General features: G+C 61.1%; 12 protein-coding genes and 1 tRNA gene. 5 read left to right on the plus strand and 8 right to left on the minus strand.

The genetic code is table 11. The features are described 5' to 3' along the window. The first annotated feature begins 93 nt into the window (after positions 1-93). Positions 94-1,053: a DUF937 domain-containing protein gene (locus ACZ25R_RS17710; RefSeq protein ID WP_472461739.1), complete on the plus strand. Its 960-nt coding sequence runs from the start codon at positions 94-96 to the stop codon at positions 1,051-1,053. Positions 1,054-1,164: 111 nt separating this feature from the next. Here ACZ25R_RS17710 and ACZ25R_RS17715 read toward each other — a convergent pair whose 3' ends face one another. Next, positions 1,165-1,452: a DUF1127 domain-containing protein gene (locus tag ACZ25R_RS17715; RefSeq protein ID WP_223611725.1), complete on the minus strand. Its 288-nt coding sequence runs from the start codon at positions 1,450-1,452 to the stop codon at positions 1,165-1,167. Positions 1,453-1,658: 206 nt separating this feature from the next. Here ACZ25R_RS17715 and ACZ25R_RS17720 point away from each other — a divergent pair, with 206 nt between their 5' ends. Further along, complete coding sequence (locus ACZ25R_RS17720) at positions 1,659-2,615, plus strand: LysR substrate-binding domain-containing protein (protein WP_346305508.1); 957 nt, start codon at positions 1,659-1,661, stop codon at positions 2,613-2,615. A gap of 4 nt (positions 2,616-2,619) precedes the next feature. Here ACZ25R_RS17720 and ACZ25R_RS17725 read toward each other — a convergent pair whose 3' ends face one another. Further along, positions 2,620-3,189, minus strand: a complete 570-nt coding sequence (locus ACZ25R_RS17725; protein WP_472461740.1) for a DUF2585 domain-containing protein — start codon at positions 3,187-3,189, stop codon at positions 2,620-2,622. A gap of 84 nt (positions 3,190-3,273) precedes the next feature. Between ACZ25R_RS17725 and xseA the strand changes: the two genes are divergently transcribed. Further along, entirely contained in the window at positions 3,274-4,857 is a 1,584-nt protein-coding gene (gene xseA, locus ACZ25R_RS17730) for an exodeoxyribonuclease VII large subunit (RefSeq protein WP_472461741.1), read from the plus strand. A gap of 1 nt (position 4,858) precedes the next feature. Here the strand turns inward: xseA and ACZ25R_RS17735 are convergent, their stop codons facing one another. The 5 genes from ACZ25R_RS17735 to ACZ25R_RS17755 all read right to left on the minus strand — a co-directional run bounded on the left by ACZ25R_RS17735 (position 4,859) and on the right by ACZ25R_RS17755 (position 8,976). Continuing rightward, complete coding sequence (locus tag ACZ25R_RS17735) at positions 4,859-5,962, minus strand: ABC transporter substrate-binding protein (RefSeq protein WP_472461742.1); 1,104 nt, start codon at positions 5,960-5,962, stop codon at positions 4,859-4,861. Next, positions 5,959-7,344 (minus strand): sensor histidine kinase, encoded by a 1,386-nt coding sequence (locus ACZ25R_RS17740; protein ID WP_472461743.1) that lies wholly within the window; start codon positions 7,342-7,344, stop codon positions 5,959-5,961. The genes ACZ25R_RS17735 and ACZ25R_RS17740 overlap by 4 nt, the downstream gene beginning before the upstream one ends. Continuing rightward, entirely contained in the window at positions 7,334-8,011 is a 678-nt protein-coding gene (locus ACZ25R_RS17745) for a response regulator transcription factor (protein ID WP_223612394.1), read from the minus strand. The genes ACZ25R_RS17740 and ACZ25R_RS17745 overlap by 11 nt, the downstream gene beginning before the upstream one ends. 207 nt (positions 8,012-8,218) lie before the next feature. Continuing rightward, positions 8,219-8,295, minus strand: a tRNA-His gene (locus ACZ25R_RS17750). 225 nt (positions 8,296-8,520) lie between these two features. After that, positions 8,521-8,976, minus strand: a complete 456-nt coding sequence (locus tag ACZ25R_RS17755) for a phasin (protein WP_105736338.1) — start codon at positions 8,974-8,976, stop codon at positions 8,521-8,523. A 290-nt stretch (positions 8,977-9,266) separates the two neighbouring features. Between ACZ25R_RS17755 and ACZ25R_RS17760 the strand changes: the two genes are divergently transcribed. Beyond that, positions 9,267-12,431: a histidine kinase dimerization/phospho-acceptor domain-containing protein gene (locus ACZ25R_RS17760; RefSeq protein WP_472461744.1), complete on the plus strand. Its 3,165-nt coding sequence runs from the start codon at positions 9,267-9,269 to the stop codon at positions 12,429-12,431. A 183-nt stretch (positions 12,432-12,614) separates the two neighbouring features. Continuing rightward, a complete protein-coding gene (locus tag ACZ25R_RS17765; RefSeq protein ID WP_472461745.1) occupies positions 12,615-14,555 on the plus strand; it encodes an AsmA family protein in 1,941 nt (646 codons plus the stop codon). A 12-nt stretch (positions 14,556-14,567) separates the two neighbouring features. On the opposite strand, the gene ACZ25R_RS17770 is transcribed toward ACZ25R_RS17765, so the two are convergent. Then, positions 14,568-15,386, minus strand: coding sequence for an ABC transporter permease (locus tag ACZ25R_RS17770; protein WP_223611740.1), 819 nt, complete (start codon positions 15,384-15,386; stop codon positions 14,568-14,570).

Consider the following 15,386-nt stretch of genomic DNA (forward strand, 5'->3'; position numbering starts at 1 on the left):
AACCACGCACTCTAACCCGATAAAAAGATTGAACTTTGCTTATCGGCAGGGCTACTCTTCCCTCGTGCATCAGCCCGAAGGAGGATCGGCGCCATGAATCTCGTAGACATGTTCCTGAAGGGACAGGGTGGGCAGGCCGTGGAGGCATTGTCCCGCCAGTTTCAGCTCTCCCAACAACAGACAATCGCCGCCATCGAGGCATTGATGCCCGCCTTTTCGCAGGGCTTGCAGCGCAATACCGCCGATCCCATGGGTGTCGGCGCCTTCATCCAGTCGCTGTCGTCTGGCCAGCACGTCAATTATTTTGATAATCCGCAGGCGGCCTTTAATCCGGCAGGCATTGCCGACGGCAATGCCATTTTGAACAATCTGTTCGGCTCGAAGGAGTTGTCACGCGCCGTCGCCGATCATGCCGCGCGAATGACCGGGATCGCCGTCAGCACGCTGCAGCAGATGCTGCCCGTGCTCGCATCGATGACGATGGGCGGGCTCTACAAGCAGTCGACGGGCCAGTTTGCGGCGGCCGGGCTCGGCGGCGGCAATGTCATTGGCGATTTCATCGAGCAGATGATGCGGCAAAGCGGTGGTATCGGCGGCCAGACCGCCCCCAACCAGCCGGGCGCCGCCAACCCCTGGGGCCAGATTCTGGAAAGCATGCTCGGCGGCGGCGCAGCCGGAGCGCCGCAGCAGCCGCAGGGCCAGGTCAATCCGTGGGGTAACAATCCGCTTGGCCAAATCCTCGAGCAGATGACGCGCAGCGGGTTTCCCGGCGCCACGCCGCAAGGGCAGCAGCCGGCGGGAAACGCGCAGAACCCGTTCGGCGACAATCCCCTCGGGAAAATCTTCGGCGATATGCTCGGCGGCGGCGCGCAACAGCGCACGGCACCGGAGCCTCAGCCCCGGCAGCCGGACCAGCCGCCCGCGGCCAACAATCCGTTCAAGGATGTCCTCGACCAGATGTTTGAAACGGGCCGGAAAACCAACGAGCAGTATCAGAAGGGTGTGGAATCGATTTTCGACCAGTATCTACGCGGCATGGATCGCAACAAATAGCCTGCCCCATAAAGAAAAAGCCCGGCCAGAAGGCCGGGCAGTGGGCAGGCGGGGCACCGGGAGGGGATTCCGGTGTGAATGGGACGCCTGCTAAACCGTCAAAATCGATGCTCAGCTGATCGAGCGTGCTGCGCGCAAACGGGCCCGTACATCGGCCAATGCGCCCAGTTTTTCGCTCGGATCTTCAAGCAGCGACGTGCCAAGGGCCGAATGCAGATCACCGCGCGTGACACCGATGTCATGCAGCATTTGATCGTTCCACTCACCGAGGCTCAAAATCGTTTTGCGATTGCGGCGGGCGACGATCATTCGGGTGACAAAGCCAAAGGCCTGAGCCAGCGCGAAAGTGATCGCGGGCACCAATCCATTTACTTCAGTCGTTCTCGTTGTCGTCGTCATCGCCCTACTCCTTTTTTGAATGGCGCTGATCAAGAAGGGTTGAATCGCGTGGAAACCATTTTCTACGCATTACGCCCGGTATCGTTTCAACACAGGCGTCTCCTGAACATCCGTAGAATGATCCACAAAAATTGATTATTCAAACGAATGTTTTTCATGTAAACGTTCAATAATAATGATGGATTGAACCGTCCGGGAGCAAAGCCATGAGTGCGCCTCTTGATCTTGACCAATTGCAGACATTTATCGCCATTGCCGACAGCGGCAGCTTCACCAGAGCGGCTGATGCGGTCAACAAGACTCAGTCAGCGGTCTCCATGCAGATGCGCCGGCTGGAAGAGCGGGTTTCCAAGGCCCTGTTTGAGCGCGATGGCCGCACCAACAAGCTGACCGAAGACGGCGAACGTCTGCTGGCCTATGCACGGCGCATGATGCAGCTCAACGGCGAAACCATCGCCGCCTTTGACGATACGCAGCTGCAGGGCCATATCCGCATCGGCACGCCCGACGATTATGCCGATCGCTTCCTGCCGGAAATCATGGCGCGCTTTTCCCGCTCCAACCCGCGTGTCGAACTTTCGGTGGTGTGCGAACCCACGGTCAATCTCGACGAGATGATCCGCAAGGGGCAGCTCGATCTGGCGCTGGTCACCCAGTGCGACGACATGCGCCGTTCGGAAGTGGTGCGAAGCGAGCAATTGCTCTGGGTCACCTCGGCGCACCATACGGTGCATGAGGAGAAGGTGCTGCCGCTTGCCGTTGGCCGACCGACCTGCATCTGGCGCGCCGCGGCAATCGACGTGCTCGACACCATGCATCACGACTATCGCATCCTGTTCACCAGCTGGTCGGCGACGGTCCTGGCAGCAGCGGTGCTTGCCGGCCTTGCGGTCTCGATCCTGCCGGAATGCGCCCTGCGCCCCGGCATGCGTGTGCTTAGCGAAGCCGACGGCTTTGGCCGCCTGCCGGAATTCGGCATCGGCATCATGCGCGGCCACACCAAGCCCTCCGCCATCGTGGATGCGCTGGCGCAGCATATCGTCGAAAGCCTCGACAACCTGTCGATGCCAACCCCGGTCAGCATGGCCCCGGCGGCCGCGCCGAACCAGGTCAACCAGCGCCTGCGGCAGGTGCGCTCGACAGAGCTGGTTCCAGGCTGGTAGGCGGTTACAGCCCGCCCTGCCACGCCTTGATGGCATCGAGCGGATAGACCAGCATCAAGACATTGAGGGTGAGATTGTCACGAATGACATATCCCGCCAGCAATTCGAAGACGATGGCGATGATGATCGTCAGCCAGAGCGGCGCGCGGGACGCAAAGAAAAAGCCGATCACCATGAACAGGATATCGCACACCGAATTCAGCACGCTGTCCCCGGTATAACCGAGCGCAATGGTCGCCTCGCGGTAGCGATTGATGACCATGTCGGTGTTCTCAAAAATCTCCCACGCTGCTTCCACCACGATGGCAAGGAGCAGGCGGAAGCCCACCGGCTTGCTGCGCGCAACCAGCCACAAAAGGCCGTAGAACAGAAAGCCGTGGATGATGTGCGACAGGGAATACCAGTCGGAAATATGCTGGGAATTGTCGGACGAGTTGACTTCGCCCACCCAGAGCTTGACGGTTCCGCAGGTGCAGATGGGATTGCGGCCCATCCACAGCAGGATGATGGCGGTCAGAGCGATCATCGCAGCGCCGATCATCAGATAATGGCGCAGACTGAGACGTTGCGTCATGAGCATTCCCCTTTTTCATCCCCCGGCCCTGCAACACAGGCCTCCAACACTTGACGCCATTCATCACCCCGTTAGGAATAAGGAATGACCGAAAAGTCCGAATCGACGTCCAACGTTGCCGAATATTCCGTATCCGAAATCTCGGGAGCGCTAAAGCGCACTGTTGAGGACACGTTCGGCCATGTGCGCGTGCGCGGCGAAATTTCCGGTTATCGCGGCCCCCATTCCTCGGGCCATGCCTATTTTTCCCTGAAGGACGACAAGGCCCGTATCGAGGCTGTCGTCTGGCGCGGCAGCATGAGCCGGCTGAAATTCCAGCCCGAAGAGGGCATGGAAGTCATCGCGACGGGCAAGCTGACCACCTATCCCGGCTCGTCGAAATACCAGATTGTTATCGAGCAGATGGAACCGGCCGGTGCCGGGGCTTTGATGGCGCTTCTGGAGGAACGCAAGCGCAAGCTCGGCGCCGAAGGCCTGTTCGATCCGGCCGCCAAGCAATTGCTGCCCTTCATGCCGCGCGTCATCGGCGTGGTCACCTCGCCGACCGGCGCTGTTATCCGCGATATCATTCACCGCATTACCGACCGCTTTCCGCTGCATGTGCTGGTCTGGCCGGTGCGCGTGCAGGGCGAAACCTCCGGCGCGGAAGTGGCCGCCGCCGTCAATGGCTTCAACACCCTGCAGCCGGGCGGCGCCTTGCCCCGGCCCGATGTTCTCATCGTGGCGCGTGGCGGCGGCAGCCTGGAAGATCTCTGGGGGTTCAATGACGAAATCGTCGTGCGCGCCGTTGCGGCCTCCGATATCCCCGTCATTTCAGCCGTCGGGCATGAAACGGATTGGACGCTGATCGATCTTGCCGCCGACGTCCGCGCGCCGACCCCGACCGGCGCCGCCGAGATGGCGGTACCGGTGCGGGCCGACCTGCAGGCAAGCGTCGCCACCTATGGCGCGCGGCTGGCGGCGGGCATGTCGCGCTACCTCGACAATCGCCGTCAGGCCCAGCGCGCCCTGTCGCGCGCCCTGCCCTCCGCCGACCAGCTGCTTGCCCTGCCCCGGCGGCATTTCGACGAGACCGCCGCCCGGCTCGGCCGCGCGCTGCAGGCGAACACCCAGAAAAAGCGTGCGCATTTCGATGGCCGCGCCCGGCAATTGTCGCCGCGGGTGCTGCAGCAGCGGTTCCGCGAAAAGCAGCGGGAAGTGACTGTTTTCGGCGACCGCCTGCCGCGCAGCCTGAGCGTCTTCCTGCGTGACCGGCGCGCCGTCTTTGCCCGTCATACCCAGCGTCTGTCGCCTGAACCGATTGCCCGCCTTGCCGTGCGGGGGCGCCAATCGCTCACCCAGCTGGAACGGCGGCAGGATCAGGCCATCGGCATCACGCTGGACCGGGCCAGGCGGCGCGGCAGCGAACTCGAACGGCTGATGAAAACCCTTTCGCATGAGAGCGTACTCGAGCGCGGTTTTGCCATCGTGCTCGACACGGCGGGCGCTCCTGTAAAACGCGCCGCTGCCATTGCCAGCGGCGATCATCTGACGCTGCGCTTCCAGGATGGCGAGGTTCAGACCGTGGCCGGGGAAGGTGAAGCCAATCCGGTGCGGCCAAAGCCGGAACGCCCGGCTCCGGCAAAGAAGCCTGCCGCACCCGGCACGGACCAAGGCTCGCTTTTCTAGCTTATTCCCGTGTCCATTCCGGGCTGTTGAGCTCGATCAATGAGCGCGACCAATCCTCGATGAAGCGCTGTCTCTGCGCCCAATCCTGCACTGCCAGCAGCCCCGGCCCGATGCGGATGGGCTGGGCAATTCCCGATTCCTTCAGGTTCTGTGGCCCGTCAACATCCGGCGGCAGGCCGCCCGTTTCGGAAAAATAGAACGCATTGCTCCGCGCAATCGACTGGCCGCGCTCCGACAGGAGATAATCCAGGAACTGCGCGCCAAGGTCGCTGCGCTCTGCGGATTTGGGAATGAGCGCTCCGCGGCTGAGCACCAGCGTATAGTCCCGCGGCACGACAACCCTGAGGTCCGGATGCCTTCGCGCCGCATCATAGGCATAGGAACCCAGCATGTTGTAGCCGATATAGAGGCGGCCGCTCGCCACCTCCTCAAGAATTTCGCCGGTGCAGCATCGCGCCACCGCAGAAGCCCGCGCCATGCTTTCCAGCAAGCGGCCGAAGACGGTGTTCGTCTGCCGGGCGTCGTTGAAGGCCAGCAAATAGCCAACGCCGGACAGGCGGATGTCGTAGGTGCCGACGCGGCCGCGATAATAATCAAGACGTTCGCGCAGGAGGTCGGCGAGTTCCACATGGGTGCGGGGCACCTCGGCCGGCGGGACCTTGCGGGTGTTGTAGACGAAGACGGCCGGTTCGTAGGTGAAACCAAAAACCTCGTCGCGCCAGTTGGCCCAATCGGCCACACGCTGCGTTTCCGGCGATGTGTGGGACGCGGCACAGCCATCATTGGCCAGTTTCAGCAACTGATCCACTGACGACGACAGAAGCAGGTCTCCGAGCGGCTCGTCCTTGCGGCAGGCTTCGCTGGCCAGCGCATGCAGTTCATTGGTGAGATACTCGATGTAATCAATCGATATGGCCGGTGCGGTGCGCTGAAAATCGTCGATCAGCGGCTTCATGGCAGCCAGGTCGGTGGTCGAATAGATCGTCAGCTTGCCGGTTTCCGTCTGCAGCGCCGGAAACCGCGTATGATTGTCCGTTGCCGCCGGAACCTGCGATGTCAGGGCAAGGATCGTGGCAATCATCGTAGCCGTGAAACGTTTCATCATTTCGCGGGGCCCTTGTGCAACGGCAATGTCAGGATAACCGTGAAGCTCTTCTCGTCCCGTGCGCGAAAACCCAGCGTGCCGCCATGGGCATTGACGACTTCCTGGGCAATGGCGAAGCCGAGGCCGGAACTGCCTTCGTGCGATTTCGATGTCGCGAAACGCTGGGTGGCTTTTTCCCAACCATCCGGCGGAATGCCGGGACCGTCATCCTCGACCTCGACATAGGCATCGAGCGCATCGGAGCGCACCCGCACCTCAAGTCGCTGATCCGTCCCGTGCCGCAGGGCATTGTCGATGACATTGACGATAGCCTCGCGCAGGCTGACCGCATCGCCAAGGACAAAGGGGCGGTCATCGGGCGCTTCGAACGAGATGACGATATCGGGGTCCACGGTGATGGGAATGGCGGCGCGGTAGGCACGGCGGGCCACATCGACGAGGCTGATCGGCTCAAGCTGGATGGAGTCGGCGCGGTGGATGACCATGGCGTGGCTGAGCAACTGGTTGGTCAGGCGCGCCAGCTCGCCGGTGCGCTGCTGCACCCGCTCGAAATGCTGCCGTCCGGTCTTGTCCAGCTTGTCATGTCCGAGAAGATCGATCTGCGCGGACAGGGCCGTCAACGGTGTCCGGATCTGATGGGCGGCATCGGCGATGAACCGCTGCAGCAGGTCAACACGTTCATTCAGGCGGCCCATGAAATGATTGATGGAACTGACAAACGGATCGAGTTCGCGCGGAACGCCGACCGAGACGGGCGTCAGGTCATGCGGGTCACGGCGGCGCACGGCGGCCCCCAACCGCTCCACGGGCTGCAGCGCATAGCGGATGGCCAGCATGGCACCGGCAAAGGCGAGAAAGCTCATGACGACGACAAGGATGGTGGCACGCAGCGTCAGTTCCCGCGTCAGGGCGGAGCGCGCCTCGTTGGTCTGCGCCACGACGACATAAGCATGCCCCGTCACCGACGGGTCCGCCAGCACGCGGGTGGCGCGGGCTATGCGCACCGCCTCGCCCTTGTAGATACCTTCGCTGATGCTGACGGCGTCGCGCGCGCCATCCGGTGGCGCCGGGCTTTGCAGATCGTCATAGCCGGTCACGGTTTTGCCGTTGGTATCGATGACGCGGTAGAAAATCCGGTCGCGTTCGGCAAGACCGAGCAATTCAAACGCCGATGTGGGCAAACGGGCGCTGAGCGCGCCTCTTTCGACGGAAAGACTCTCTGCCATTTGCAGGGCAGCCCCGACAAGCAGCCGGTCATAGGCCTTGTCGGCAGCCGTTTCCGCGTAATACCAGGCCGCGCTGACAAGAATCGCCGCACCGATACCCAGAACTAGCGAAATACGCCGGGCCAGACGGGCAAAGAGGGACGGCTCATGCTGCATCGCCGGCCACCAGTTGATAGCCCAGCCCGCGCACCGTCACGATGCGCGCCTGCGCGCCTTCCAATTTCTTGCGCAACCGCCCGACATAGAGTTCGATGGCATTGGCATTGGCAGCCTCGTCGAACCCGAAGATCTGGTCGAGCAGTTCGTCCTTGCTGAAAACACGGCCCGGACGCGCCGCCATGACTTCAAGCAATGTCAGCTCGCGCCGCTTCAACTGGACTTCGCGCTTGCCGACATGGACGGACCGTGCGCCGCGGTCGATGGCGATATCGCCGCATTTGATCAGATTGGTCGCCTCGCCGCCGGTGCGCCGCCGGATCAGCACGCGGGCGCGCGCCTCAAGCTCGCGAAAATCGAAGGGCTTGACGAGATAATCATCCGCCCCCAGATCGAGGGCGCCGACGCGGTCCTCGATCTCGGAACGCGCCGTCAGCACGAGGACGGGAACGGCATTGCCGGATCTGCGCAGGCGCTTGAGAATCTCAAAACCGTCCATGCCCGGCAGCATGACATCAAGGATGATCAGCGAATATTCAGTGAAATCGATGATTTCCGCCGCCGCACGCCCGTCGGTTTCCCAATCGACAGCATGGCCGATCGCCTCGAAACGCTTGGCGATAGCCTCCCCCACATCATGCGTATCCTCAACCAGCAATATGCGCATGGTTTTCATTGGCATGAACGCCCGCCGGGATCAATTGACGATGAATGGTTTTACCATGCAGGGATTGAATGCAACGGCCAGCCGGTGCGGGCTTGAGAACAGCGCCATTACCGGCGCGCGGCATCAGCCGCGGTGCGCAAAAGCAACCGGACCGCTGGTGCGGGTGGTTTGATCCGGCTTTGTATTTTGGGGAGGTTTTGGAAGAAGTGGTACGGACGGGTGGATTCGAACCACCGACCTCAGGAGCCACAATCCTGCGCTCTAACCAACTGAGCTACGACCGCGCACCGTCTTCTTTTCGACAGGGGTCACATACGTAAGATTGATGCTTTTGGCAAGCACCCGATGCAACAGAAAGGTAAAAACCAACAAAAAAAGAAAAGGCCGGGGGAGGAACCGGCCTTTTCCATTAATGCAAGACCCATACGGGAGGAACTATCGGGTCTTGCTTGTCCAGCGGCCGGGAGGAGGAGTGCCGCCGGAGTATTTTTTCATCAAAGGCCTTTAAATCAGGCGACCTTGACGTCCTTGATTGCCTTCTCGACCGCCGACTTGACCGGAGCGGAGATTTCTTCAACAGCCTTGGTTGCAACTGTCTGGAATTCCTTGGCCTGGTCGGTCAGGGCTTCAGCCTGCTTGCGAACGAACGCGCTCTGCAGTTCGATGACTTCGCCGAAAGACTTAACACCAATCAGGGCTTCGATATGAGCGAAGCTGGCTTCGGTGTTGGCGCGCAGCGCAGCCAGAGCCTTGAGGGAGAGAGCAGCAGTGTTCGACTGTGCAGTTTCAAACGTGCTTTCGAGTGTCTTCTGGGCAGCTTCGGCCTGATCCTTGATCTTGGCATAGGCTTCCTTGGACTGGGCAACGCCCTTCTCGGTGAATTCGCGAACCTGATCGGTTACAGCGGTCGCATCAAAGGCAGGGATCGAGAACGCATCAGCAGTCTGTTTGGTGGTCTTGCTCATAACATGTTCCTTCCATGTGCAGCCGGTCTATGCGGCTGCTTGTGAATTCATGACACGTGTATAACTCAATTTATTGTGCATTGCAACATTTCTTTTGCACCGCACAATCAAACGTCTGATTTTTCATCCAAATATTTTTGTGGAGCGTCTTCCAAGTTAACTAAACCAAGAGAAAGACGTGTGACGTAAGGGACTGTGAGTGGACGATTGATCGCCAGACGATTATTAACAGAGTATTAAGACAATCCGCAGACAGCGGATGCTTTATTGTGGAGTGCACCGGTCAAACGATGACGTCTGGAACTTACCCATTCATCGATATCGCCGTTCTGGATGAAATTCGCGAGCATTTTGCCAATGGCGATGCGCTTGTGGTGATTTCGCCGGATCTGGAGAATGTCATCTGGGCGAATGGCCAGGGTGCAAATGCGCTTGGCTATGCGACCATCGACGATATTCTCGATGCCGGCTCCGTGCTCAATGTACAGGCAAGACGCCAGCTCATGGCGCTCGACGGTTTCCCTGCCATCGGCCATGGCCGCACGGTGTCATTGCGTGTGGCCTTCGGCCTGGCCAGCCGCATCCTGACATTCCAGGCAAGCGACCTGACCCTGCCGCGCGGCGAAGCCGCCATCCTGCTGTCCATCGCCAATACGGCTCGACTGACATCCGAAGCGGAGATCGCCGCGCTGGCCATCAAGGGCTTCGGTGACAGCACCACCCATGCGGCCATGATCGATGCCGCCGGCACGGTCTTGGCAGCCTCCGACCAATTCCGCAGCATCGGCTTCAATGACAAGATGCTGGGCGATCTGGTGCGCGAAGTGCGTCTCGAACGCAACCGGCTGGTGAAGCGCCCGGTGCAGACAGCCAACGGTTTTGTGCCGGCCGGCATAGCGCGGCTGACCGACAGCCCTGCCCTGCATCTTCTCTTTGCCATCCGCGACGTCAATGCAAGCGCAGAGCAACCGGTAAAAGCCGCGGACAAGCAGCCCGAACCGCCCGCAGCACCGCCCATCACCGTTGTCCATGATGTCCGGGACAGCAGCGTCGAAGCCACGGAACCGCCGCACAGCACCACTGCCGTTGAACCAGCAGGGCAACAGGCGGAGAACGCGGCGCCCGAGGATGGGCCTTTTCAGTACAGGCCCTCCGACAACCCCGTCCGTTTTGTCTGGAAGGTGGATGCGGATGCGCATTTCGACGAAATATCTCCCGAATTTGTCGGTGCGGTGGGCCCCAACTCGGCGGCGGTCATCGGAAAATCCTTCCGCGACGTCGCCAATGTCTACGGGCTCGACAGCAGCGGCGAGATTGCCGAACTTCTCGAACGGCGCGACACGTGGTCGGGCCGTTCGGTGCTGTGGCCGATCGAAGGCACTGATTTACGTGTGCCCATCGAACTGGCGGCCCTGCCGATCTATTCGCGCGAGCGGATGTTCATGGGCTTTCGCGGGTTCGGCGTTGCCCGCATGGGTGATGTTACGACCGATCCAGAGGCGATTGGCAAGGCGCTCGCGCCCGAGCCCGTTGCTCCCGTCGATGTATTCAATGGCGAAAAACCCGCCATTGCCATCACACCCGCCGCACCGGTTGAGCCTTCCCGCGACGAAGCCAGAGCCGAAACCATCGAAGGCAATGTCATCCCATTGAAGACCAACCGTCTTCCGCGCGATGACGGGCGCTTGAACGATGCGGAACGCAATGCCTTCAGGGAAATCGCCGAACGGCTGCGCCGCGAAGTTTTGGCCGACAACCCGAAGGAAGCCGCCCCTGCGGCGGCTGCAACCAACGCCGAAGCGCCATCGGATCAGCCGGCAGTGCCCGCTCCGGTCGTGCCACCGGTTCCCGATGCGGAAGTCGTCGGCCCCGGCTTCGCCGTGTTGGCAGACAAAGAGGCAAAGGCACCTGCAGCCGATCCGGCACAGCAGACGGATTTTGCCGAGAATATCCGCACACAAGCCCGGCAAGGCGTCGATACCGCCGTTCTGGCCGCCCTGCCTCTTCCTGTCCTCATCCATCGCCATGGCATTCTTCTCTATGCCAACAGGGCTCTGCTCGACGCCACGCTTTATGAAACACATGAGAGCATCAACGCGGCAGGCGGCCTGAATGCACTTTTTGCCGAAAATCCGGAACAGGCCGACAGCGAGACAGCCGACGGTGTGAACCTGCGTCTGAGCGACGGCACGACCCGGCGCGTCCAGGCGCACCTTCAGGCCGTGCGCTGGGACGAGGACGGCGAACGCGCCCTGCTGCTGGCCCTGTCGCCTGAGGCGCAGCCGCCCGTCGTGCAATCGCCGGAACAGCGGTTTGACGACAGCGAGCGGCAGCTTCTGCAAACCCGCATCGACGAGCTGAATGCGATTCTGGATACCGCGACGGATGGGGTTATCCTGCTTGATTCCGCCGGTGCCATCCGTTCGGTCAATCATTCGGCGGCGGCGCTGTTTGGCTATAATCCGGAAGACGTGGAAGGCAAGGCGTTCTCCCTGCTCTTTGCCATCGAGAGCCAGCGGACGGCCATGGACTATGTCAGCAGCCTGTCGGACAACGGGGTTGCCAGCGTTCTCAATGACGGCCGCGAGGTCATCGGCCGCGAAAGCAAGGGGCGGTTCATCCCGCTGTTCATGACCATCGGCAAGCTCGATGCGTCAAAAGGCTTTTGCGTCGTGCTGCGGGACATCACCCATTGGAAACAGGCCGAGGAAGAGCTGCTCAGCGCCAAGCGCGAGGCAGAGCGCACCTCCAGCCAGAAGAGCGAATTCCTCGCCCGGATCAGCCATGAAATCCGCACGCCGCTCAATGCCATCATCGGTTTTTCCGAGTTGATGGCGGACGAAAAATTCGGCCCTGTCGGCAATGAGCGGTATCGCGACTATCTCCACGATATCAGCCGTTCCGGCAATCACGTTCTGTCGCTGGTCAATGACCTCCTCGACATTTCCAAGATCGAGGCGGGTGCGGTGGAGTTCGACTTCCAGGCGGTTTCGCTGAACGACGCTCTCACCGAGGCCGTGGCGATCATGCAGCCGCAGGCAAACCGCGAACGGGTGATCATCCGCTCCAGCCTTACCTCGCGCCTGCCCGACATTGTCGCCGACCAGCGGTCGATCACCCAGATTGCCCTCAACCTCCTGTCGAACGCCGTGCGTTTTACCGGACCGGGCGGACAGGTGATCGTTTCGACCAGTTACGAACCCAGCGGCGACGTGCTCCTGCGTGTGCGCGATACCGGTATCGGCATGACGCGGCAGGAAGTCGAACAGGCCCTGCGCCCCTACAAGCAGATCACCACGCCCAAACATGCGCGCACCGACGGCACGGGTCTCGGGCTGCCGCTGACAAAGGCCATGGCCGAGGCAAACCGCGCAAGCTTCGCCATCGATTCCACGCCGGGGCGCGGCACGATGGTCGAAATCAGTTTTCCGTCGACCCGCGTCCTCGCCGACTGAAAATTGTAAGACAGCTTCCCATCGCCTCATTCAGTCCGCAATGCGATGGCAAACGCTCTGCAACAAATTGGCGCCTGACGATCTCTGGCCCTTGAATTGCAACGCATCATCGCTAAACCGTAGATGGAGAAGCGTAAAACCTTCCGGCGTGCAGCCGGAAGAACAGCAGACATCGGAATATTCATGTCCTGGTACCGGCCGAGGAACATATTCGCGACAATCATCGCATTGGCTCTCGTTGCCGCGGGACTTCTCGCCGCTATTCCCTATCTCGTCAGCACGGATGTCATCCGTGCCCGGCTCATTCAGGAACTCAGCAACTGGACCGGCTACAGTGTCGAATCGCGGCAGACGCCGCAGATTTCGTTCTTTCCGGTCTTTTCCGCCTCGCTCGCCGACGTGACCATCCGCAATCCCTGGCAGAGTGAAGGCACGCCCTTCATGAAGGCGGAACGCATCGAGGTTGACCTGTCGCTGCTTTCCGCGCTGATGGGCCGGACGGAATTCACCGAGACAACCATCATCCGGCCGCGTTTTGTCATCGACGAGCCGATCAAAAGCCTGTCGCAGATCGGCGAATCCCTGGCAAAAACCGATGGGCGCATCGGCGACGTCATGCGCGAGGCACGGGCTGCCATCGAGGCCAATCCGGCAAAACCGGATATGAGCAATGTGTCGTCGCAGCCGTTCGGACGTATCCGGCTTGAAGATGCGATGGTGACGTTCAAGCGGCCGCTCAACGGGTCGGAAGAGCAGATTTCCAGCATCAGCGGCGTTTTTGAATGGCCGCAGACCTCGGGCGTCGCCAGTTTCCGCGGCAATGCCATCTGGCATGGCGAGGAAACCGAGATCGACAGCTCCGCCAGCAAGGCGCTGCTGCTGCTGGCCGGCGGCACCAGCCCGCTGCAGGTGAACCTGACATCGACGCCCCTCACCCTTGCTTTCAACGGCTCGGCCAATATTGCCAAGAACCAGTTCTTTCAGGGCACCCTGTCGCTGACCTCCCCTTCCCTGCGCCGGACGCTGGAATGGTCGAAGACCCCATCCATTCCCGGCGCGCCGATTGGCAGCTTCGCCCTCGACGCCACGGTTTCCGGCTCCGCCAACCGCATGAAGCTCGACGGTTTGACGGCAACGCTGAACAACAATCCGGCAAAGGGCGGCATTGAAATCGTCCTGAACGATGGAACGCCAAGCATCACCGGCACGCTCGCCTTCGAGACGCTTGACCTCCGCTCCGTACTGTCAGGCTTCATGCCGCTGCCCGACGGATCGGCCAACGCCAATGCGGTTATCGATACCCGCTTCCTCAAGCAGGCCAATGTGGACCTGCGCGTCTCCACGCAAAAGGCCACGGTAGGCTCGGTCAATCTGACGAATGTTGCCGCAACCGCGCAGGTTCGCAACGGCCGGGCCATTTTCGACATCGGCGAGGCCGCAGCCTTCAACGGCTCCATTGCCGCAAGTTTCCAGCTGGCCGAAGAAGGCGATGGCGGCGCCACGGGTGAACTGCGTCTCAACGGCACGGACGTGAACAGCGCGGCCATCGCTCCGCTGCTGGGGCTTGGCAACCGGTTCGAGCTCGGCAAAGGCACGATGTCTCTCGTTCTCAAGGGGCCGATCACCCGCTGGTCATCGGCCATGGAGAACGCCAAGGGCACCCTCAGCATGCGCTTCGGCACCGGGCAGATCAAAAGCATCGATTTCAACAACCTGCTCAACCGGGCCAAAACGGACCGGTTTTTCAGCCTGAACGAGAAAACCGACGCCTGGCTGGCATTCGACCGGATGGAGATCAAGGCCAATATCATGGACGGCGTGGCAGCCCTCGAGACCGCGCAAGTCCAGATGAAATCCGGCGTGCTGAGTTTTGCCGGTATTGTCACCCTTATCGGTAAGAGCCTGGCCTTGACGGGAGACTATGCGGTGCCTGTTCCTGCTGCTGCGGCACCGGCACCCGCGCCAGCGGCAACGCCAGCCCCTGCTCCAGCGCCCGCTGACGCGACGGCACAAGCCGCACCCGCCGAGCAGAAGCCTGCGCCAGTATTCAACCACACGCGCTTCTTTATCGGCGGTTCCTGGGACAATCCGTTTATCTCGCCGATCATCGCACCGGCGAATTAGTGCATCGAGAGGTTAGTGACGGGCAGCGGCCTGCTCGTCGCGCGCCTTCTGCACCTCGCGGCGCTTGTTGGCAATCGACGCGATCACCACCCCCACCGCGACGACGGCGATCAGGATGGTACAGGCGGCATTGATCTCCGGCGTCACTCCGAGACGCACCTGCGAATAAATGCGCATCGGCAGGGTGGTGGCGCCGGGACCCGAAGTGAAGCTTGAAATAACGAGATCATCGAGCGACAGCGTGAAGGCAAGCATCCAACCGGATACCACCGCCGGCATAATCACCGGCAGGGTAACCTTGAAGAAGGTGGTGACCGGCGTCGCGCCGAGATCCATGGCCGCCTCTTCGAGCGAGCGGTCGAACGTGACCAGGCGCGACTGCACCACGACGGCCACGAAACACATGGTGAATGTGATGTGGGCGAGCGTGACGGTCCAGATACCCCGGTCAAAGCCAATGGCGACGAACAGCAGGAGCAGCGACAGGCCGGTAATGACTTCGGGCATGACCAGCGGCGCATAGATCATCGCTGAAAACAGCATCCGCCCACGGAAGCGCGTATAGCGGGTGAGCGCGAGGGCACCGAGCGTTCCGAGGATTGTCGCGAAGGTCGCCGAGATCAACCCGACGCGGATGGTCACCCACGCCGCATCGATAAAGCTCTTGTTGTTGAACAACGACACATACCATTTGGTCGAGAAGCCGGCCCAGACGGTGACGAGGCGGGATTCATTGAACGAGAAGACAACCAGCAGCACAATCGGCAGATACAGGAACGCGAAACCGATGACCAGCGAGACGATATTGAAGCGGGACCAGGTGGTGTTCAT

Source organism: Phyllobacterium sp. RCAM01083, assembly GCF_055685835.1.

Coding starts and splice junctions, on each gene's coding strand:
- ACZ25R_RS17735 (WP_472461742.1), bottom strand. CDS start 5,962: ATGATGAAACGTTTCACGGCTACGATGATTGCCACGATCCTTGCCCTG.
- ACZ25R_RS17770 (WP_223611740.1), bottom strand. CDS start 15,386: ATGAACACCACCTGGTCCCGCTTCAATATCGTCTCGCTGGTCATCGGT.
- ACZ25R_RS17745 (WP_223612394.1), bottom strand. CDS start 8,011: ATGCGCATATTGCTGGTTGAGGATACGCATGATGTGGGGGAGGCTATC.
- ACZ25R_RS17760 (WP_472461744.1), top strand. CDS start 9,267: ATGACGTCTGGAACTTACCCATTCATCGATATCGCCGTTCTGGATGAA.
- ACZ25R_RS17725 (WP_472461740.1), bottom strand. CDS start 3,189: ATGACGCAACGTCTCAGTCTGCGCCATTATCTGATGATCGGCGCTGCG.
- xseA (WP_472461741.1), top strand. CDS start 3,274: ATGACCGAAAAGTCCGAATCGACGTCCAACGTTGCCGAATATTCCGTA.
- ACZ25R_RS17715 (WP_223611725.1), bottom strand. CDS start 1,452: ATGACGACGACAACGAGAACGACTGAAGTAAATGGATTGGTGCCCGCG.
- ACZ25R_RS17720 (WP_346305508.1), top strand. CDS start 1,659: ATGAGTGCGCCTCTTGATCTTGACCAATTGCAGACATTTATCGCCATT.
- ACZ25R_RS17740 (WP_472461743.1), bottom strand. CDS start 7,344: ATGCAGCATGAGCCGTCCCTCTTTGCCCGTCTGGCCCGGCGTATTTCG.
- ACZ25R_RS17710 (WP_472461739.1), top strand. CDS start 94: ATGAATCTCGTAGACATGTTCCTGAAGGGACAGGGTGGGCAGGCCGTG.
- ACZ25R_RS17765 (WP_472461745.1), top strand. CDS start 12,615: ATGTCCTGGTACCGGCCGAGGAACATATTCGCGACAATCATCGCATTG.
- ACZ25R_RS17755 (WP_105736338.1), bottom strand. CDS start 8,976: ATGAGCAAGACCACCAAACAGACTGCTGATGCGTTCTCGATCCCTGCC.